Genomic DNA, 20,162 nt, shown 5'->3' with positions numbered 1-20,162 from the left:
CCCCGTGCAACCGACAAGCCCGGTACGCCCGGCGCCACCGAAGGTCCTCCGACTCCCCCGACTCCGATGGCTCCCATGGCGAGCGAGCCGGAGGAGGAGCCCACAGCCACCCGGCGGATCGCCGGCGACGCGGAGTCCAGTCGGGCCAGCCGCGGCTGGTGGGACCGCAACGCGGACGAGTACCAGGAGGAGCACGGCGGCTTCCTGGGCGACGACCGCTTCATCTGGGGCCCCGAAGGGCTCGACGAGGCCGAGGCCGGGCTGCTCGGTCCGGCTGACGGCCTCAAGGGGCTGGACGTCCTGGAGGTCGGGGCGGGCGCGGCACAGTGCTCGCGCTGGCTGGCGGCCCAGGGGGCGCGGCCGGTGGCGCTCGACATCTCGCATCGCCAGCTGCGGCACGCGCTGAGGATCGATACCGAAGCGCGTACGACCAGCCTGGGGCCGATCGGGCTCGTCCAGGCCGACGCCACGGCGCTCCCCTTCCGGAACGCCTCGTTCGACCTCGCCTGCTCGGCGTACGGGGCGATCCCCTTCGTTGCCGACCCGGTACGGGTGATGCGCGAGGTCCACCGGGTGCTGCGGCCGGGCGCGCGGTGGGTGTTCTCGGTGACACACCCCATACGGTGGGCGTTCCCGGACGAGCCCGGCCCCGAGGGGCTGAGCGTCGCCGCCTCCTACTTCGACCGCACGCCGTACGTCGAGCAGGACGAGACGGGGCGTGCCGTCTATGTGGAGCACCACCGGACGCTGGGCGACCGGGTGCGGGACGTGGTGGCGGGGGGCTTCAGGCTGCTCGACCTCGTCGAGCCGGAATGGCCCGCCTGGAACGACCAGGAATGGGGCGGCTGGTCCCCGCTGCGCGGGAATCTGATCCCGGGGACGGCGATCTTCGTGTGCGAGCGGGCCTGAGGGACGGGGCGGGGGCGCGGCGGGCCCCTTCTGCTCCGCTCTGTTCCCCTCCGCTCCGGCTCCCCTCCTGGCTGACAGGATGACCAGATGACCGTCCGCCGTACGCCCCGCACCGACGCGCTCGAAGCGCTTCCCGTTCGCGACGCCGTGCCCGCCCTGCGGCGCGCGCTCGACGACCGGGGCGCGGCGGTGCTGTGCGCCCCGCCCGGGACCGGCAAGACGACGCTGGTGCCCCTGGCGCTCGCCGGGGCGGCGGACGGCGGGCCCGCCCGGCGGGTGCTGGTCGCCGAGCCGCGGCGGATCGCGGCGCGGGCCGCCGCGCGGCGGATGGCGTGGCTGCTGGGCGAGGACGCGACGGGCGGCCGGGTCGGATTCACGGTGCGCGGGGAGCGGCGGGTGAGCCGCGAGACCGTCGTGGAGGTGGTCACCACCGGTGTGCTGCTGCAGCGGCTGCAGCGCGACCCCGAGCTAGCCGGGGTCGACGCGGTGGTGCTCGACGAATGCCACGAACGGCACCTGGACGCCGATACGGCCGCCGCCTTCCTGCTGGACGTACGGGCCACCCTGCGGCCCGACCTCTGGCTGATCGCCGCGTCCGCGACCACGGACGCGGAGGGCTGGGCCCGGCTGCTGGGCGCGGACGGCGAGCCGGCGCCGGTCGTGTCCGCCGAGGGCGTGTCCCATCCGGTGGAGGTGGTGTGGGCGCCGCCCGCGCGCCCCGTCCGCCCGCCGCACGGGATGCGGGTGGACCCCGCCCTCCTCGACCACGTCGCGGGGGTGGTGCGGCGGGCGCTGCGCGAGCGGGAAGGGGACGTGCTGTGCTTCCTGCCGGGCGTCGGGGAGATCGCGCGGGTCGCGGGGCTGCTCGGCGGCGCCGACGCGGAGGTGCTGCAGGTGCACGGGCGCGCCCCGGCGGCCGCGCAGGACGCGGTGCTCGCGGGCGCGGGGCCGACGGGGCGACGGCGGCGGGTGGTCCTGGCGACCTCGGTCGCCGAGTCGAGCCTGACCGTCCCGGGCGTACGGATCGTCGTGGACTGCGGTCTTGCCCGCGAGCCTCGGATGGACCATGCGCGTGGCCTGAGCGCGCTGACGACCGTACGCGCCTCACGGGCCGCGGCCCGGCAGCGGGCCGGCCGGGCCGGACGCGAGGCGCCGGGCACCGTCTACCGCTGCTGGCCGGAGGCCGAGGACGCCCGGCTGCCGCGCTTCCCGTCCCCGGAGATCAGCGTCGCGGACCTGACGGCGTTCGCGCTGCAGGCGGCGTGCTGGGGAGACCCCGACGCCACCGGCCTCGCGCTGCTCGACCCGCCACCGGGCGGCGCGCTGACCGCGGCGCGCGAGGTGCTGACCGCCATCGGCGGCGTGGACGACTCCGGGCGGGCCACGGACCGGGGCACCCGCATGGCCCGGCTGGGCCTCCACCCCCGGCTCGCGCGGGCCCTCCTGGACGGCGCACCCGAGGTCGGCGCGCGCCGTGCGGCGGAGGCCGTGGCGCTGCTCAGCGAGGAGCCGCCCAGGGAGTACGGCGACGACCTGGCAGCCGCCTGGCGCACCGCCCGGCGCGGCACGGACGCTTACGCCGCCCGCTGGCGCCAGGAGGCCCGACGCCTTGAGAGCGCGCTACGGTCCGCCGGGCGCCCGGCGGGCGGGGCGGCCCAAGCGGCCCAGCCGCGAGCCGAGGCCGGGGCCGGGGCGGCTGGGGGTGCGGCACCGGCGCGTACGGGCGTCCCCAGCGCTGGAACGCGGCGGGATGCCGTGCCGGGCGCCCGCGTCGCGGGGGTCGTGGGCGATGACGCCGTTGTGGGGGTGGTTGCCGCGTTGGCGTTTCCGGAGCGGGTGGGGCGGCGGCGGGGGGAGCGGGCGTATCTGATGGCGTCCGGTACCGGCGCGGAGCTCGGGGAGGGGTCTCGGCTGAGGGATGCGTCGTGGCTGGCCGTGGCGGTCGCGGACCGGCCGGTCTCGGCGGCGTCGGCGCGGGTGCGGCTCGCGGCCGTCGTGGACGAGGAGACGGCTCGTATCGCGGCGTCGGCCCTGTACGAGCGGCGGGAAGAGGTGGGCTGGTCCGGCGGGGACGTCGTGGCGCGGCGGGTGGAGCGGCTGGGGGCGGTGGAGTTGGCGGCGCGGCCGCTGGCCGCGCCCGATCCGCGGCTGGTGCACGCCGCACTGCGGGAGGGGCTGCGCGGTGAGGGGCTGGGGCTGCTGCGCTGGTCCGCCGAAGCCGTCGCCCTGCGGCAGCGGCTGGCCTTCCTCCATCGCGAGCTGGGCGACCCCTGGCCGGATGTGTCCGACCCGGCGCTGCTGGCGGAGCTGGACGCCTGGCTGGGCCCGGAGCTCGACCGGGCGCGGCGGCGGGCCGATCTGGGGCGCGCGGACGCGGGCCAGGCGCTCGCCCGATTGCTGCCCTGGGCGACCGGGGACGCGGTGCGCTTCGACGAGCTGGCCCCCGAGCGGGTACGGGTCCCCAGCGGCTCGCGGGTGCGGGTGGACTACGGCCAGGAGCAGCCCGTGCTGGCGGTCAAGCTGCAGGAGCTGTTCGGGTGGCAGGAGACGCCCCGGATCGCGGGCGGGCGGGTTCCGCTGCTCGTACACCTGCTGTCACCGGCCGGGCGCCCCGCCGCGGTCACGGCCGATCTGGCGTCCTTCTGGCGGGAGGGGTACCGGTCCGTGCGTGCCGAGCTGCGCGGCCGGTATCCCAAACACCCCTGGCCGGAGGACCCGGCGACGGCCGAGCCGACGCGGCGTACCAACTCCCGTCGCTGAGCCGCCGAGGTGCCGGGCCGCCGAGGATCCCAAAGCCCCGTCAGCACTCGATGAGGCCGCCGAAATCGCCTGCCCCGGGAAACGGGCGCCCGGCCGGATACGGGGCGATCCAGACGAGCGACTGCTCGAAGGTCATATACGAGCCGCTGTCCGTGCACTGGCCGATCACCAGCGCGTTCCCCCCGCAGCGCCACGCCGCGTAGTTCCACGGCGACTCGCCCTCCCCGTCGCGCACGGTGATCTCCGGCTCCCCCAGCCGCTGGGTGAACAGGGCCACGGCGGCCCGCCACTGCGCGTCGAAGTGGGCGCGGCCGGTGTCGCGTTCGAAGTGCCACTCGGGGTCGTCGGCGTGGTGCTTTTTCAGCCAGTCGATATTGCCGCTGAGCCCGCCCGTGGCCAGCTCCTCGTCGAAGTCGTCGGCCTCGTAGTAGTAGCAGAACGGCAGATGGCACTCCTCGTCCTCGGCCTGTTCCTCCGGCGGCGCGGCGAACCATTCGGGGACGACGTAGTGCCCGGTGTTGGTGGCGAAGGCGGCCGTCCAGGCGCCGTCGTCCACCGGCGTCCAGCCGAAGCGTTCGGCGGCGGCCCCGGTGGTGCCGGGCGTCCATTCCAGGCGCGCCAGTTCGACGAGCTGGTCGGCGAGTTCGGGGCTGGGCAGGCAGGTGGTGGTAGGCATGGGCGTACGGTACGGGCGCCCACTGACAACCGGACAGCGCTGACAGACCCGGCAGTCCCGGCAGTCCCGACGGCGCCGCCGACAACCCCGGCAGCGCGGCCCGCCCGGTTACACCGGGGCGGGTACCGGCTGTGGGGCCGGGGACTCGTCGTGGGCCTCGGTGCCGCTGCCCGGGCGGCGGCTGCGGGCCTCCAGTACGAGGGAGAGCGTCAGCAGCCCGGCGCCCAGGGCGAGGAAGCCCCAGGGCAGATAGCTGGTGAGCAGCAGGACCAGCTGCCGCTGGGACTTGACCATCTTCACGGTGTGCTCGATGTAGTCCTCGCGCATCTTCACATGGCCGGAGAAGACGGTCACCTTGTCACGGCCGCCGAGCAGCGTGCCGCCGCGCAGCTCCTCCCGGTGGATCTCCTCCCCCTTGACGGGGGCGCCGGTGGTGGGGTCGACCCAGAACATGCGCTTGGTGGAGTACCAGCGGGTGGTGCCGGCCTTGCGGACGGTCTCGGGGGTGATGCCCTCGACCGGCATGGTCTTCGGCAGCTTCACCTTCGTCCAGGGGATCGTCTGCTCGAAGTAGTAGACCTTCAGGCCGCGGAAGTTCTGGGTGCCCTTGTAGTGGATGGGCGCTGAGGTCCTGGTCTGGGCGTCGAAGTAGGTGTAGTCGCGCTTCTCGGTGAGGAAGGGCCACTTGTACTCGATGCCTTCCCGGCGGACCGCGTCCCCGTCGACGTGCTCGCCGCCCTGGTGTACGGGGTCCTGGGAGTGGGCGTCGAAGACATAGCGCTCGGGGATCTTGGAGACCATTTTGCCGTCGGGCCCGGCGATATACGACAGGGCGTCCCAGACGACGACATCGCGTCCGGCCGCCTTCCCGGCCTTCTTCGCCGCCTCGACGTTTCCGCGGAGCGTCTGCACGATGCTGACCTTGGCGACTTGCTTGGGCTGCATGGTGCCGTAGTCGAGCAGGACGGCGGGCTTGGCTTCGAGGACGGCGGTCTGGTACTCGCTGGGCGGGATCTTGGCCAGCCGAGGGAAGGCGTACCAGCGCAGCAGCGGCGAGAGGGCGGCGAAGAAGACGGCGAAGGCGAGCAGCACCAGGCTGGCTTTGCGGCGCATGGCGGTATGTCCCTCCCTCGGGGCTCAGGGGTGCTCGGGGCTCAGGGGTGCTCGGGGACGGTGGTGAGCAGCGGTTTGGGGGAGGTCTTGCCGCTGGGGACGCCGATGGCCGTCACCGTGAAGACGAGGGCGAGGGCGGCGACCAGTCCGATCGCGGCGGCGGCGAGGGCGCGCATGTCTCAGCCTCCGGTTGCTGCGGCAGCGTACGGGCGCTCTGACGGTGCGTCAGAGCTGGGGCACCGTAGCAACGGGGGCCGAAGATGTGAACGCGCAGGAGCAAGAGCGCGTAAGCAGACGCCGCACCGCCCCTGGGCCCAGTGGGGCCCAGGGGCGGTGCGGGGCAGTGCGCGGTAGTGCTCTGTGGCCTCGGCCGGTTACTGGGCCGTGGGCGCAGATGTGGGCTCGGCCGAGGGCTGGTCCGTGGGCTCCGCCGTGGGCGGTTCCGTGGGCTGAGCAGCGCGCTCGGTGACGGTCAGCTCGATGGTCAGGGTCGTGCCGTCGGCGGTGGTGAGGCGGAGCAGGAAGGTGCCGGCGTGGTCGTCGGTGTAGATCTTGGGGAGGACCAACTTCCCCGTGGCGTCCGTCTTCAGGGTGGTCAGGGTGCGGACGGCCTTGCCCTCGGCGTCCTTGAAGTACGGGCCCTTGTCGTTCTCGGTGGGCTTGTCCGTCGCCTTCGCCGCATCATCGACGATCATGGTGGCGGTCACCGGCACACCGGCCGCGGCCTTGCCCTTGTAGCTGGCCTTGACGCCTACCGCGTCTGCGAAGGAGCCGCCGGTCTCGGCCTTGAGGTCCTTGTCGTCGGCGCGGGCCAGCGCGTCGGCCTGCGGTACGGGGCGGGCCTTGACGGTGGCGGCGATGTCGGTGGCGGTCGCGGTGCGGCCGACGGCCGTGACCCGGACCGTGAAGGAACCGGTGGTCTCGCCCGCGCGCAGCACCGGGGCGGTGGCGGTGCCGTCGCTGCCGGTCATGCGGCTGACGCGGGTCGCGTTCCAGGGGAAGCGGGCGTCGGTCTCGCCGCGGATCTCGTACTGCACCCACACGCCCGCGACCGGCTTGCCGGCCGCGGTCTCGGCGCGGACCCGGGGCTTGTCGGCGAACTGCTCGCCCGCCGTGGCGGTCAGCTTCGCGGCGCCGACGGCCTCGAGCCGGGCGACGGTGGCCGGAGCGGGCGTCTCCGGAGAAGGCGTCTCGGGAGAAGGCGTCTCCGGGGAGGGTGTCTCGGTCCCGCCGTCGCCGGTCGTGGGGGGCTCGGGCGTGGGGCTGTGGTCGCCGCCGGGCTCGGTCGGGTCGGGCAGCGGCCTGGGGCTCTCCGAGCCACCGCCATCGCCACCGTCGCCGCCGTTCGAGCCGCCGCTGTTCTTGTCCGGGTCGGGCAGCACGCCGGTGCCGTCGGGCACCTCGTGGGTGCCCTTCTTGTAGTACTCGAACCAGGACAGGACGGTGGCCAGATACTCCCGCGAGCGGTTGTATCCGAGGATCGCCTCGTCCAGATCGGCCTTGACCGACAGATCGCGGCCGCCCGCGCACAGATACGCGCCGGCCGCGAGCGCGGCGTCGTAGATGTTGTTCGGGTTCTTCTCGCCGTCGCCGTTGCCGTCCCGGCCCCAGGTGGCCCATGTGGACGGGATGAACTGCATGGGCCCGACCGCCCGGTCGTGGGTGGTGTCCCCGTCGTACGCGCCGCCGTCGGTGTCGGTGATCCGGGCGAAGCCGTTGCCGTTGAGCACCGGGCCCAGGATGGGCCTGTACGTCGTGCCCTCGGCGTCGACCCGGCCGCCGCCCGCCTGGCCGGACTCGACCTTGCCGATGGCGGCGAGCAGCTGCCAGGGCAGGTTGCAGCCGGGCTTGGACTCCTTGAGGGCCGACTCGGCCTTCTTGTACGCGTCGAGCACGGTCGCGGGGATGCCCGCCTCGGCGGCCGCGGCGTCGTCCGGCAGCCCCGGCAGGTCGATCGAGGTGCCGGGCTTACCGGGCTTCTGCAGGGGCGGCAGATCGGTGTGGTACGACGAGCCGCCGTCAATGGGGGTGTCGGCGGACGGCGGGGCCGGCGTCTCACCGGCGGCGTTGTCGTGGTGCCGGTCCCGGGCCGTACTGGCGAGCCCGGGGGCCTGTGAGGCGGTGAGAGCGGCCATCACGACCGCCGCCACCGCCGTCGTGGCCGCCCCCTTGCGCAGTCGTCGGCCGATGTGCGGTGCCATCCGTATGTCCCTCCCTGTCGAGCAGTGAGCGCGCTCCCCCGCGCCAACCCTCGTGACACTACGACAACTTGCCGCGCCGCAGCTACCGGGCGTACCGCCCGTTTCGCCCCTCGCGGTCCGCCCTACAAGCTTGGAATCGGCCCCTAATGCGCCGCCGATTCCCAGTCCGTTCCGGCCCCGACGGACACGTCGAGCGGGGCCCGGAGGTGGAAGGCTCCGGCCATTTCCCGGCGCACCAGGGCCTCCACCTGCTCCCGCTCCCCCGGGGCGACTTCCACCACGATTTCGTCGTGCACCTGGAGCAGCATCCGCGACGACAATTTCTCCTTTGTCAACGCCTCGTCCACCCGAAGCATCGCGATCTTCACGATGTCGGCGGCGGTGCCCTGAATCGGCGCGTTGAGCGCCATGCGCTCGGCCATCTCGCGGCGCTGGCGGTTGTCGCTGTTGAGGTCGGGGAGATAGCGGCGGCGGCCGAGCATGGTCTCCGTATAGCCGGTGGCCCGGGCCTCGTCGACGACCCGCTGAAGATAGTCGCGCACCCCGCCGAACCGCTCGAAGAAGGTGTCCATCAGCTTGCGGGCCTCGTCCGGGGTGATGCCCAGCTGCTGGGACAGGCCGAACGCCGACAGCCCGTACGCCAGCCCGTACGACATCGCCTTGATCTTGCGGCGCATCTCCGGGTCGACCTCGGACTTGGCCACGCCGAACACCTGGGAGGCGACTGTGGTGTGCAGGTCCTCACCGGAGGTGAACGCTTCGATCAGGCCCTCGTCCTCGGACAGATGGGCCATGACGCGCAGCTCGATCTGGCTGTAGTCGGCGGTCAGCAGCGATTCGAAGCCCTCCCCGACGACGAAGCCGCGCCGGATGGCCCGGCCCTCGTCCGTGCGCACCGGAATGTTCTGCAGATTGGGGTCGGTGGAGGAGAGCCGGCCGGTGGCCGCCACGGTCTGGTTGAAGGTGGTGTGGATGCGGCCGCCGGGGGCGATGGTCTTGATCAGGCCCTCGACGGTGGAGCGGAGCCGGGCCTGCTCGCGGTGGCGCAGCATGATCACGGGCAGTTCGTGGTCGGTCTGCGTGGCGAGCCAGGCCAGCGCGTCCGCGTCCGTCGTGTACCCGGTCTTGGTCTTCTTGGTCTTGGGCAGGCCGAGCTCGCCGAAGAACACCTCCTGGAGCTGCTTGGGCGAGCCGAGGTTGAACTCATGGCCCACCGCGGCGTGTGCCTCCTTGACGGCCTGCTGCACGGCCGTGGCGAACTGCTGCTCCATGCGGTCCAGCCACTCCCGGTCCGCTGCGATACCGGCCTTCTCCATCCGGGCCAGCAGCGCGGAGATGGGCAGCTCGACATCGCGCAGCAGCTCCACCGCGCCGACCTCCGCGAGCCGCCGGCCGAACGCCTCGCCGAGGTCCAGGATCGTCCGGGCCTGGATCATCAGGGCGTCCTGCTCGGCCTGCTCGTCGGCGCCGAAGGCCAGCTGCCCGCTCTCCGCGGCGGCGGCGGGCGACAGCTCGCGGCCCAGGTACTCGACGGACAGGGCGTCCAGCGCGAAGGAGCGGCGGCCGGGCTTCACCAGATAGGCGGCGAGCGCGGTGTCCATGGTGACCCCGGCCACGGTCCAGCCGTGCTCCTCGAAGACCCGCATCACGCGCTTGGCGTCGTGCATCACCTTCGGCCGGTCCGGGTCCGCGATCCAGCCGGCGAAGGCCCGCTCATCGGGCTCGTCCACCGCCGACGGGTCGAAGCAGACGGCCGGTCCCGAGGCGGCGGCCAGGGCGATCTGGCTGACGCTGCCGCTGCCCAGCGCCCAGGTGTCGACGGTGGCCAGGCCCAGCGGCCCGGCCCCGTGCCGCTCCAGCCAGGGGGCCAGCTCGCCCGGGCCGACCACCACGCCGTCCACCTCGACGCCGGGGGCCGCGGCCGCGGGCTCCTCCTCGGCGACGCCGGGGTCGACGGCCAGGACGCGGTCCCGGAAGTTCTGGTGGCGGAACTCCAGCGCGTCCATGACCACCGACAGCGCCTGCCGGTCGTACGGAATGCGCTTGAGGCCGTCGGGGCCGGCGGGCAGCTCGACATCCCGCACCAGCTCGGTCAGCCGGCGGTTGAGCTTGACGGACTCCAAGTGCTCGCGGAGCTTGTCGCCGACCTTGCCCTTGACCTCCGCGACCCGCTCCACCAGCTCGGCGAAGGAGCCGAACTGGTTGATCCACTTCGCGGCGGTCTTCTCCCCGACGCCGGGGATGCCGGGGAGGTTGTCCGACGGGTCGCCGCGCAGCGCGGCGAAGTCGGGGTACTGCCGCGGGGTGAGGCCGTACTTCTCCTCGACCTTGGCGGGGGTGAAACGCGTCAGCTCGGAGACGCCCTTCGTCGGGTAGAGGACCGTGACATGGTCGCTGACCAGCTGGAACGAGTCGCGGTCTCCGGTGACGATCAGCACCTCGAAGCCCTCGGCCTCGGCCTGGGTGGCGAGGGTGGCGATGATGTCGTCGGCCTCGAAGCCGTCCACCGCGAAGCGGGTGATGCTCATCGCGTCGAGCATTTCGCCGATCAGCTCGACCTGGCCCTTGAACTCGTCGGGAGCCTTGGAGCGGTTCGCCTTGTACTCGGTGAACTGCTCGGAGCGCCAGGTCTTGCGCGAGACGTCGAACGCAACGGCCAGATGCGTGGGCTGCTCATCACGGAGCGTGTTCACCAGCATCGAGGTGAAGCCGTAGATCGCGTTGGTGGTCTGGCCGGTGGTCGTGTTGAAGTTCTCCGCCGGCAGCGCGAAGAATGCCCGATATGCCAGGGAATGCCCATCCAGCAGGAGCAGCCGGGGGCGGTCTCCCGCACGGTCGGCGGTCGCGGGCGCTGCGGTCTTCTTCGATGCTTTCTCTGCCACGCCCCCGATCCTGCCACGCCCCACCGACAACGCTCCCCGCCTCCTGTCCGAGAACCAGGTGCGCCATGAAAGGATCGGCCCCCAAGAAGAGTGAGTCCGAGCGCGTAGGGAGAAGCGATATGGCAGCCAAGCCGCCCGCGGGCGACCCCGTGCAGGACGCACCCGAAGTAGCCGCCCCACAGCACGCCGCCGCCGGGCTGCCCGCCATCGGCCATACGCTGCGCATAGCCCAGCAGCAGATGGGCGTGCGCCGCACCGCGCTCACCCTCCTCAAGGTCAACCAGAAGAACGGCTTCGACTGCCCCGGCTGCGCCTGGCCCGAGGGGGACAAGCGCCACAAGGCCGAGTTCTGCGAGAACGGCGCCAAGGCCGTCGCCGAGGAAGCGACGCTGCGCCGCGTCACCCCCGACTTCTTCGCCGCCCACCCCGTCGCCGACCTCGCCACCCGCAGCGGCTACTGGCTCGGCCAGCAGGGCCGCCTCACCCAGCCGATGTATCTGCCCGAGGGCGCCGAGTCGTACGAGCCGGTGACCTGGGAGCGCGCCTTCGACATCATCGCCGGGGAACTGACCGCCCTCGCCTCCCCCGACGAGGCCGTCTTCTACACCTCGGGGCGCACCAGCAACGAAGCCGCCTTCCTCTACCAGCTCTTCGCCCGCGAATTCGGCACCAACAACCTGCCCGACTGCTCGAACATGTGCCATGAGTCCTCCGGCTCGGCGCTGACCGAAACCCTTGGCGTGGGCAAGGGCAGCGTGCTGCTGGACGACCTCCACCAGGCCGATCTGATCATCGTGGCCGGCCAGAACCCCGGCACCAACCACCCGCGGATGCTCTCCGCCCTGGAGCGCGCGAAGGCCGGCGGCGCGAAGATCATCAGCATCAACCCGCTGCCCGAGGCGGGCCTGGAGCGGTTCAAGAACCCGCAGACCCCGCGCGGCCTGGTGGGCGGCGGCACCGCGCTCACCGACCTCTTCCTGCAGATCCGGCTGGGCGGCGACCAGGCACTCTTCCGCGCCCTGAACCGGCTGATCCTGGAGGCCGCCGAGACCACCCCCGGCGCGGGCGCGATCGACGAGGAGTTCGTCCGCGAGCACACCCACGGTTTCGAGGAGTTCGCCGCCGCGGCGCGCGCCGCCGACTGGGACGAGACCCTGCGCGCCACCGGCCTGGAGCGGGCCGAGATCGACCGGGCGCTCGCGATGGTCCTCGCCTCCAAGCGCACCATCGTGTGCTGGGCCATGGGCCTGACCCAGCACAAGCACTCCGTGCCCACCATCCGGGAGGTCGTCAACTTCCTGCTGCTGCGGGGCAATGTGGGCCGTCCCGGCGCCGGGGTCTGCCCGGTGCGCGGGCACAGCAATGTGCAGGGCGACCGCACCATGGGCATCTTCGAGCGCCCCGCCCCGGCCTTCCTGGACGCTTTGGAGCGGGAGTTCGGCTTCGCCCCGCCCCGCGAGCACGGCTTCGACGTCGTACGGGCCATCCGGGCGCTGCGCGACGGCCAGGCCAAGGTCTTCTTCGCCATGGGCGGCAACTTCGTCTCCGCCTCCCCCGACACCGAGGTGACCGAGGCCGCCATGCGCCGCGCCCGGCTCACCGTCCACGTGTCCACCAAGCTGAACCGGTCCCATGTGGTCACCGGCGCGCGGGCGCTCATCCTGCCCACGCTCGGCCGCACCGAGCGCGATCTGCAGGGCGGCGGCGAGCAGTTCATCACCGTCGAGGACTCCATGGGCATGGTGCACGCCTCGCGCGGCAGCCTTACGCCCGCGAGCCCCGGGCTGCTCTCGGAGCCCGCCATCGTCGCCCGGCTGGCCCGGCGGGTGCTGGGAGCCGAAAGCCGCACCCCCTGGGAGGAGTTCGAGAAGGACTACGGCACGATCCGCGACCGTATCGCGGCCGTGATCCCCGGCTTCGACGACTTCAACGCCCGGGTCGCCAGGCCCGGCGGCTTCGCGCTGCCGCACGCCCCGCGCGACTCCCGCAGCTTCCCCACGGCCACCGGCAAGGCCAACTTCACCGCAGCGCCGGTCGAGTATCCGCGGGCGCCCGAGGGCCGGCTGCTGCTGCAGACCCTCCGCTCGCACGACCAGTACAACACCACCATCTACGGCCTGGACGACCGCTACCGGGGCATCAAGAACGGCCGCCGCGTGGTGCTGGTCCACCCCGACGACGCGCGTGAGCTCGGCCTCGCCGACGGCTCGTACACGGACCTGGTCAGCGAGTGGACGGACGGCAGCGAGCGCCGCGCACCCGGCTTCCGGGTCGTCCACTACCCGACCGCGCGCGGCTGCGCGGCCTCCTACTACCCGGAGACCAACGTCCTGGTCCCGCTGGACTCGACGGCCGACACCAGCAACACCCCCGCCAGCAAGTCCGTGGTGGTCCGCCTGGAACAAGCCCACCCCGCCTAAGCGTTTGCTCAGTGGCCTGACAGGATTCGGCCATCGACACAACGACGGCAGGACACCCGAGCGAATGGAGCAGGACCCCATGGGCGAGCAGACCGGTGCGACCTTCCCGCAAGAGGTCATCGACGAGTACGCGGCGCTCGGCGTCGACCTCCCCGCGCTGTTCTCCGCCGGGCACCTCGGCACCCGCATGGGCGTGCAGATCCTCGAGGCCTCCGCCGACCGCGTGGTGGGCACGATGCCGGTCGAGGGCAACACCCAGCCGTACGGGCTGCTGCACGGCGGCGCCTCGGCGGTACTGGCCGAAACCCTCGGCTCGGTCGGCTCGATGCTCCACGGCGGCAGCGCCAAGATCGCCGTCGGTGTGGACCTCAACTGCACCCATCACCGCGGGGTCCGCTCCGGCCTGGTGACCGGCGTCGCCACGCCCGTCCACCGGGGGCGCTCCACCGCCACGTACGAGATCGTCATCACCGACGAACAGGACCGGCGCGTCTGCACGGCCCGGCTGACGTGCCTGCTGCGCGAGGTGGACGCGAACGAGGCGCTGACCAACCTGCCCGGCGTCGGTGAGTCCGGGGACGACTCGGCGCGCTGACGGCCCGAACGGCCGCCGGGCGCAAGGCCGTTGCCCGCCCGCCGGGGCGGCTCTACCGTTTCCCCATGGGGGTATCGACCAGCCGATCGACCCGTACGCGCATCCGCCCCGCCGCCGCCTGCGCCCTCGCGCTGACGCTCGCCGCGGCCGCGGCCGCGGGCGCGTGCGCCGGGCCGGAGTCCCGCCCGGCGCCGACCCCGCACACCTCGGCCAACACCCCCACCACCCCGGCGACTTCACCGGTCCAGCTGTGCTTCGACCTCATCTCGTACTGGGCCGAGCAGGACCTGCTGGGCAGCAGATGGGCCGGGCTCGACTGGGAGCAGAAGGGGATGTCCAACCAGCAGTACGAGATCTACGACGACATCGTGCACGCCGCGCGCGCGGAGCGCGGGCGGCGCGGCACCGCCGCCGCCAAGGAGCTGATCAGGCGGGAGTCCCTGCGGCGCTGCACGGACGAACGCGGCGCCACCCACAGCTCGGAGAACTGGCGCCCGCCGTCATGACCGACGGGCGTAACACTCCGTAACATTCATGCAATGCAAGACTAGGTATTGACTTAGACGGAGACCTGTAGTGTCGATCTTTTCATGCACATGATCGCACGCCGGTCCGCACATCCACCGCCAGTCCCCCACACTGCTTAGCGGAACTGCAGATTCTCAGCATCCGGACCGCATGAATTACTGCTATACGCCCGATTCGTCCCTTACGTTCCACTACACGAACACGCCTTGGTGACTCATGGCATAACAAGACAGTCACATCATGGCCTGCACCTCTGCCCCCCGCTGCGTGACGCGCCTAGAGTCACAGCCAGTCACCACGTCGTCGGGTGTTAACCCAACATCCGACGGCCGTTTCAGACCTCCGGCGAGGACACGGCACCCAGAAGTAGGGGGCCGGCCAGGGAAAGGATTCCTCGTGCGACACCGTTCCTTGCTCATCATCACGACCGCGATCACCGCGGGCGCACTCACCCTCAGCGCCTGTGGGTCGCGCGACAAGAGCGACAACAGCGACGGCGACAACAAGAAGACCACCGTCGTCATCGGTGTCGACGCTCCGCTGACCGGCTCCTTGTCCGCCCTCGGCCAGGGCATCAAGAACTCGGTCGACCTCGCCACCAAGGTGGCCAACAAGAACAACGAGGTGCCCGGGGTCACCTTCAAGATCAAGGACTTCGACGACAAGGCCGTGCCCTCGTCCGGCAAGACGAACGCCACCTCGATGGTCGACGACGACGAGATCGTGGCCATGGTCGGCCCGCTGAACTCCGGCGTCTCCCAGTCCATGCAGGGCGTGTTCGCCAAGGCCGACCTGGCACAGGTCTCCCCCGCGAACACCAGCCCGGACCTCAGCCAGGGCCCCGACTGGGCCTCGGGCAAGAAGACCCGCCCGTTCAAGACCTACTTCCGCACCGCGACCACCGACGTCATCCAGGGCCGCTTCGCCGCGCAGTACTACTACAAGGACGCCAAGAAGCGGAAGGTCTTCGTCGTCGACGACAAGCAGGCCTACGGCGCCGGCCTCTCCAAGATCTTCGCCCAGGAGTTCCAGCGCCTCGGCGGCAAGGTCGTCGGCACCGACCACCTGACCGTCAAGGAGACCGACTTCTCCGGCATCGCCGACAAGGTCAAGACCTCCGGCGCCGACTCCGTCTACTTCGGCGGCCAGTACCCCGAGGGCGGCCTCCTGTCCGACCAGGTCAAGCAGGCCGGGGCCGACGTCCCGATCATGGGCGGCGACGGCATCTACGACCCCGCCTTCATCAAGGCCTCGGGCACCAGCAACGACGGCGACTACGCCACCTCCGTCGGCTACCCCGTCGAGAAGCTGGCCTCCGCCAAGACCTTCGTCAAGGAGTACGCGGCCCAGGGCTACAAGGACCCCTACGCGGCCTACGGCGGCTACTCCTACGACGCCGGCTGGGCGATCATCCAGGCCGTCAAGGCCGTGGTGAACGACAACGACGGCAAGCTGCCCGACGACGCCCGTGCCAAGATCACGGAAGCCCTGAACGATGTCTCCTTCGAGGGTGTGACCGGCAAGGTCTCCTTCGACAAGTACGGCGACACCACCAACAAGCAGCTGACGGTCTACAAGGTCGTCAAGGGCGCCTGGACGGACGAGACGAGCCGGACCTTCAACGACTGACCCCGGGACTGCCCCGCACCATCACCCCCCAGCCGCGCGGAGGCGCAACAGCGCCCCCGCGCGGTGTCATATCCGACACGCTCATCGGAGGCCCTGCGGTGCACGAACTGCCGCAAACGCTGGTCAACGGCCTGACCCTTGGCGCCCTCTACGGCTTGATCGCCATCGGGTACACCATGGTCTACGGCATCGTCCAGCTCATCAACTTCGCCCATGGCGAGATCTTCATGATCGGTGGCTTCGGAGCCCTCACCATCTACCTCTGGCTCCCCAGCGGCACCGCGCTCTCCCTGGCCCTGCCCCTCATGCTCATCGGCGGCGTCGTCGCCTCGGTGGCCATCGCCACCGCCGCCGAGCGGTTCGCGTACCGGCCACTGCGCGGAGGGCCCAGGCTGGCCCCCCTGATCACCGCGATCGGCCTGTCCATCGCGCTGCAGCAAGTCGTGTGGGCCTTCTATCCGGATGCCAAGAAGGCGCGCAGCTTCCCGCAGTTCGAGGGCAAGTCCCTGGAGATCTTCAGCAATCTGCACATCCAGCGGGGCGATGTCTTCCTCCTCATAGCCGCTCCCCTGTGCATGCTCGCCCTGGGCCTGTTCGTCTCCAAGAGCCGGGCCGGACGCGCGATGCAGGCCACCGCGCAGGACCCCGACACCGCCAAGCTGATGGGCATCAACACCGACCGCATCATCGTGATGGCGTTCGCCATCGGCGGTGCGTTCGCCGCCGTCGCCGCGCTGGCCCACGGGCTGAAATACGGCCAGGTCAACTTCGAGATGGGCTTCATCGCCGGTCTCAAGGCCTTCACCGCCGCCGTGCTCGGCGGCATCGGCAACATCTACGGCGCCATGCTCGGCGGAGTCGTCCTCGGTATCGCCGAAGCCCTGGCCATCAAGTACATCCAGGACATCCCCGGCATGGAGCAGCTCGGCGGCGGCACCTGGAAGGACGTCTGGGCCTTCACCCTGCTCATCGTCGTCCTGCTGGTCAGGCCACAGGGCCTGCTCGGCGAACGCGTGGCGGACCGGGCGTGAGGAGGGACCACACATGAGCACCGACACCAACAAGACCACGGACGGGAACACCCGCACCGGGGCCAGCCCCACCATGCTGCGCGCGATCACCGCCGTCGGCGGCCTCGCCTCCGTCGTCTCCACTTTCCTCGCCTGGACCTGGACCGACGAGTTCCCCGGCGACCTCACCTTCAACGGCTACCCCGGTGGCCTGCAGATCCTCACCCTGGTGCTGGGCCTGCTCACCACCGTCTTCGCGCTCTCCGCCATGGACCTGCGCGGACTGCGCTGGCTCACCCCCGCCGGCTCCACCCAGGCCCTGCGGCTCATGGCCCTCGGCACGTTCGCCACCACCTGGTTCACCGTCATCGCCATCGCCGTCGACCTCGGCGGCCTGGCCAACTGGGAGCCCGGCGCCTGGGTCGCCGCCATCGGCAGCGCGATCCCCCTCGCGGCCCTCCTGCTCCCGAACGACACCCGGCCACTCAAGCGCCCGGCGGAGCTGCCCTCCTGGGCCGAGATCCTGATCATCGCCGCCGTCTTCGCGATCGGGCTCTACGTCGTCAACTACGGCATCCAGACCGACCCGGACCACCCCGAGCCGTTCCTCGGCTATCTGATCGCCGTGGGATTCGCCGCCGTAGCCCTCTTCAAGGCCGGGATCGTCGCCCGCATGAGCGCGCTCACCGCGAAGTACCGTTCCGTCACCCTCCTCGCGGCCCTGGTGACCGCGGTGGCCTTCCCGTTCACCCAGGACAAGGCCAGCTACACCGAGCTCGGCGTCAACATCCTCATCTTCGCGACCGTCGCCCTCGGCCTGAACATCGTGGTCGGCCTGGCCGGCCTCCTCGACCTCGGCTATGTCGCCTTCCTCGGCGTCGGCGCGTACACCGCGGCCCTGGTCTCCGGATCCGCTTCTTCCACCCTCGACGTCCACTTCCCCTTCTGGGCCGCCGTCATCGCGGGTGCCGTCGTCTCCCTGATCTTCGGTGTCGTCATCGGCGCCCCCACCCTGCGGCTGCGCGGCGACTACCTCGCCATCGTCACCCTCGGTTTCGGAGAGATCTTCCGCCTCGCGATGCAGAACATGGACGGTGTCTCCGGTCCGTCCGTCACCAACGGCCCCGACGGCATCCCCAACATCCCCCCGCTGGAGATCTTCGGCTTCAACTTCGACGACGAGCACACCGTCCTCGGCCGCACTCTCGACTCGAACGCCAACTATTTCCTGCTGATGCTGCTGGTGACGATCGTCGTCGTGCTCGTCTTCAGCCGCGCCGGCAACTCCCGCATCGGCCGCGCCTGGGTCGCCATCCGCGAGGACGAGACCGCCGCCACCGCCATGGGCATCAACGGCTTCCGCGTCAAGCTCATCGCCTTCGCCCTCGGCGCCACCCTCGCCGGTGTGGCCGGCACCGTCTGGGCGCACGTCCAGACCACCGTGGTACCCGAGCAGTACGTCTTCGCCGGACCCGTGCCCCCCAACTCCACCTTCCTGCTCGCCGCGGTCATCCTCGGCGGCATGGGCACGATCGGCGGCCCCCTCCTCGGTGCCACGCTCCTGTTCCTGATCCCCAAGAAGCTGGAATTCTTCCAGGACTACCAGCTCCTCGCCTTCGGCATCGCGCTCATCCTCATCATGCGCTTCCGTCCCGAAGGGATCATCCCCAACCGGCGTCAGCAGCTCGAATACCACGAGACGGGCCAGCTCGACGTCCCCGACCAGCCCCAGCTCTCCGGCAACGCCGTCGGCGTCACCAAGGCGGAGGCGTGACAGACATGACGACCACCACCTCTCCCGTGCTCAGCGCCAGCGGCGTCACCATGCGCTTCGGCGGACTGACCGCCGTACGCGCCGTCGACCTCACCGTCAACTCCGGTGAGATCGTCGGCCTCATCGGCCCCAACGGCGCCGGCAAGACCACCTTCTTCAACTGCCTGACCGGGCTGTACGTCCCCACCGAGGGCAGCGTCACCTACAAGGGCGGCATCCTGCCGCCCAAGCCCCACCTGGTCACCCAGGCCGGCGTCGCCCGCACCTTCCAGAACATCCGGCTCTTCGCCAACATGACCGTCCTGGAGAACGTGCTCGTCGGCCGCCACACCCGCACCAGGGAGGGCCTGTGGTCGGCCCTTCTGCGCGGCCCCGGTTTCAAACGCGCCGAGGCCGCCTCCAAGGAGCGCGCCATGGAGCTGCTGGAGTTCACCGGCCTCGCCGACAAGGCCGACCACCTCTCCCGCAACCTCCCCTACGGCGAACAGCGCAAGCTGGAGATCGCCCGGGCCCTGGCCAGCGACCCCGGCCTGCTCCTCCTCGACGAGCCCACCGCCGGTATGAACCCGCAGGAGACCCGGGCCACCGAGGAACTGGTCTTCGCCATCCGGGACCAGGGCACCGCCGTCCTCGTCATCGAGCACGACATGCGCTTCATCTTCAACCTCTGCGACCGGGTCGCCGTGCTCGTCCAGGGCCAGAAGCTCATCGAGGGCACCCCCGACGTCGTCCAGAGCGACGAGCGCGTCATCGCCGCCTACATCGGCACCCCCTTCGAGGGCGCGCCGGGCGACGACGAGGTCGCCGAGGTCGAGGCGGCCGAGGCGCAGCAGGGCACCGGGCCGAGCGGGACCCCGAAGAGCACCACAGCACGTACGGAGGACGGACAGTGACCGCACTGCTCGAGGTCGAGGACCTGCGCGTCGCCTACGGCAAGATCGAGGCCGTCAAGGGCATCTCGTTCACCGTCGAGGAAGGCCAGGTCGTCACCCTCATCGGCACCAACGGGGCAGGCAAGACCACCACCCTGCGCACCCTGTCGGGCCTCCTCCAGCCGCTCGGCGGCTCCATCCGCTTCGAGGGCAAGTCGCTGACCGGGGTCCCCGCTCACAAGATCGTCGCCCTGGGCCTGGCCCACTCCCCCGAGGGCCGGCACATCTTCCCGCGCCTGACCATCGCCGAGAACCTGCAACTCGGCGCGTTCCTGCGCAAGGACGCCGACGGCATCGCCGCCGACGTACAGAAGGCGTACGACCTCTTCCCCATCCTCGGCGAGCGCCGCTCCCAGGCCGCGGGCACCCTGTCCGGCGGTGAGCAGCAGATGCTCGCCATGGGCCGCGCCCTGATGTCCCGCCCCAAGCTGCTCATGCTCGACGAGCCCTCCATGGGCCTCTCCCCGATCATGATGCAGAAGATCATGCAGACCATCGCCGAACTGAAGGCCCAGGGCACCACGATCCTGCTCGTGGAGCAGAACGCCCAGGCCGCCCTGTCCCTCGCGGACCAGGGTCATGTGATGGAGATCGGCAATATCGTGCTGTCGGGGACCGGCTCGGAGCTGCTGCACGACGAGTCGGTGCGAAAGGCCTACCTGGGCGAGGACTGACGCCCGCACCCGCCCGCCAGACGCGACGAGGGCCTGTCCGTACCGTGACGGTACGAGAG

Annotated in this window: 15 protein-coding genes; 10 read left to right on the top strand and 5 right to left on the bottom strand. The window is 71.2% G+C overall.

Annotated features, from left to right (window positions below; all coding sequences use genetic code 11):
* The first annotated feature begins 66 nt into the window (after positions 1-66).
* Both ACFV2X_RS12925 and ACFV2X_RS12920 read left to right on the top strand, forming a co-directional pair.
* Entirely contained in the window at positions 67-909 is an 843-nt protein-coding gene (locus ACFV2X_RS12925; protein WP_385615121.1) for a class I SAM-dependent methyltransferase, read from the top strand.
* 87 nt (positions 910-996) lie between these two features.
* A complete protein-coding gene (locus tag ACFV2X_RS12920) occupies positions 997-3,669 on the top strand; it encodes an ATP-dependent RNA helicase (RefSeq protein ID WP_385615118.1) in 2,673 nt (890 codons plus the stop codon).
* 40 nt (positions 3,670-3,709) lie between these two features.
* On the opposite strand, the gene ACFV2X_RS12915 is transcribed toward ACFV2X_RS12920, so the two are convergent.
* The 5 genes from ACFV2X_RS12915 to polA form a co-directional block, all read right to left on the bottom strand.
* A complete protein-coding gene (locus tag ACFV2X_RS12915) occupies positions 3,710-4,345 on the bottom strand; it encodes a hypothetical protein (RefSeq protein WP_385615116.1) in 636 nt (211 codons plus the stop codon).
* Between the two features lie 108 nt (positions 4,346-4,453).
* Complete coding sequence (locus tag ACFV2X_RS12910; protein WP_385615114.1) at positions 4,454-5,458, bottom strand: DUF3068 domain-containing protein; 1,005 nt, start codon at positions 5,456-5,458, stop codon at positions 4,454-4,456.
* Between the two features lie 41 nt (positions 5,459-5,499).
* A complete protein-coding gene (locus tag ACFV2X_RS12905; protein WP_385615112.1) occupies positions 5,500-5,634 on the bottom strand; it encodes an SPW_0924 family protein in 135 nt (44 codons plus the stop codon).
* Positions 5,635-5,832: 198 nt separating this feature from the next.
* Positions 5,833-7,659: a lytic transglycosylase gene (locus ACFV2X_RS12900; protein WP_385615109.1), complete on the bottom strand. Its 1,827-nt coding sequence runs from the start codon at positions 7,657-7,659 to the stop codon at positions 5,833-5,835.
* A 143-nt stretch (positions 7,660-7,802) separates the two neighbouring features.
* On the bottom strand, positions 7,803-10,541 hold the full coding sequence (polA, locus tag ACFV2X_RS12895; RefSeq protein WP_385615106.1) for a DNA polymerase I: 2,739 nt from the start codon (positions 10,539-10,541) through the stop codon (positions 7,803-7,805).
* 119 nt (positions 10,542-10,660) lie between these two features.
* Between polA and ACFV2X_RS12890 the strand changes: the two genes are divergently transcribed.
* From ACFV2X_RS12890 to ACFV2X_RS12855, 8 genes are all read left to right on the top strand, one after another.
* Entirely contained in the window at positions 10,661-12,961 is a 2,301-nt protein-coding gene (locus ACFV2X_RS12890; protein ID WP_385615104.1) for an FdhF/YdeP family oxidoreductase, read from the top strand.
* A 79-nt stretch (positions 12,962-13,040) separates the two neighbouring features.
* A complete protein-coding gene (locus tag ACFV2X_RS12885; RefSeq protein WP_385615101.1) occupies positions 13,041-13,556 on the top strand; it encodes a hotdog fold thioesterase in 516 nt (171 codons plus the stop codon).
* 65 nt (positions 13,557-13,621) lie between these two features.
* Entirely contained in the window at positions 13,622-14,062 is a 441-nt protein-coding gene (locus ACFV2X_RS12880) for a hypothetical protein (protein ID WP_385615098.1), read from the top strand.
* Between the two features lie 418 nt (positions 14,063-14,480).
* Positions 14,481-15,713: a branched-chain amino acid ABC transporter substrate-binding protein gene (locus tag ACFV2X_RS12875; RefSeq protein ID WP_385615096.1), complete on the top strand. Its 1,233-nt coding sequence runs from the start codon at positions 14,481-14,483 to the stop codon at positions 15,711-15,713.
* A 98-nt stretch (positions 15,714-15,811) separates the two neighbouring features.
* Complete coding sequence (locus ACFV2X_RS12870) at positions 15,812-16,744, top strand: branched-chain amino acid ABC transporter permease (RefSeq protein ID WP_385615093.1); 933 nt, start codon at positions 15,812-15,814, stop codon at positions 16,742-16,744.
* Between the two features lie 13 nt (positions 16,745-16,757).
* Positions 16,758-18,497: a branched-chain amino acid ABC transporter permease gene (locus ACFV2X_RS12865; RefSeq protein WP_385615091.1), complete on the top strand. Its 1,740-nt coding sequence runs from the start codon at positions 16,758-16,760 to the stop codon at positions 18,495-18,497.
* Positions 18,498-18,502: 5 nt separating this feature from the next.
* On the top strand, positions 18,503-19,390 hold the full coding sequence (locus ACFV2X_RS12860; protein ID WP_385615544.1) for an ABC transporter ATP-binding protein: 888 nt from the start codon (positions 18,503-18,505) through the stop codon (positions 19,388-19,390).
* On the top strand, positions 19,387-20,103 hold the full coding sequence (locus tag ACFV2X_RS12855) for an ABC transporter ATP-binding protein (protein ID WP_385615088.1): 717 nt from the start codon (positions 19,387-19,389) through the stop codon (positions 20,101-20,103). The genes ACFV2X_RS12860 and ACFV2X_RS12855 overlap by 4 nt, the downstream gene beginning before the upstream one ends.
* Positions 20,104-20,162 lie beyond the last annotated feature (59 nt).

It is taken from the genome of Streptomyces sp. NPDC059679, assembly GCF_042734105.1.
In the GTDB taxonomy this organism is placed as follows: Bacteria; Actinomycetota; Actinomycetes; order Streptomycetales; family Streptomycetaceae; genus Streptomyces.
This window is presented reverse-complemented; position numbering and strand designations above follow the sequence as displayed.

Bases quoted from the DNA above. Each gene is read 5' to 3' on its own strand.
- ACFV2X_RS12925 (WP_385615121.1), top strand. From the start codon at position 67: ATGGCTCCCATGGCGAGCGAGCCGGAGGAGGAGCCCACAGCCACCCGG.
- ACFV2X_RS12920 (WP_385615118.1), top strand. From the start codon at position 997: ATGACCGTCCGCCGTACGCCCCGCACCGACGCGCTCGAAGCGCTTCCC.
- ACFV2X_RS12915 (WP_385615116.1), bottom strand. From the start codon at position 4,345: ATGCCTACCACCACCTGCCTGCCCAGCCCCGAACTCGCCGACCAGCTC.
- ACFV2X_RS12910 (WP_385615114.1), bottom strand. From the start codon at position 5,458: ATGCGCCGCAAAGCCAGCCTGGTGCTGCTCGCCTTCGCCGTCTTCTTC.
- ACFV2X_RS12905 (WP_385615112.1), bottom strand. From the start codon at position 5,634: ATGCGCGCCCTCGCCGCCGCCGCGATCGGACTGGTCGCCGCCCTCGCC.
- ACFV2X_RS12900 (WP_385615109.1), bottom strand. From the start codon at position 7,659: ATGGCACCGCACATCGGCCGACGACTGCGCAAGGGGGCGGCCACGACG.
- ACFV2X_RS12890 (WP_385615104.1), top strand. From the start codon at position 10,661: ATGGCAGCCAAGCCGCCCGCGGGCGACCCCGTGCAGGACGCACCCGAA.
- ACFV2X_RS12885 (WP_385615101.1), top strand. From the start codon at position 13,041: ATGGGCGAGCAGACCGGTGCGACCTTCCCGCAAGAGGTCATCGACGAG.
- ACFV2X_RS12880 (WP_385615098.1), top strand. From the start codon at position 13,622: ATGGGGGTATCGACCAGCCGATCGACCCGTACGCGCATCCGCCCCGCC.
- ACFV2X_RS12865 (WP_385615091.1), top strand. From the start codon at position 16,758: ATGAGCACCGACACCAACAAGACCACGGACGGGAACACCCGCACCGGG.
- ACFV2X_RS12860 (WP_385615544.1), top strand. From the start codon at position 18,503: ATGACGACCACCACCTCTCCCGTGCTCAGCGCCAGCGGCGTCACCATG.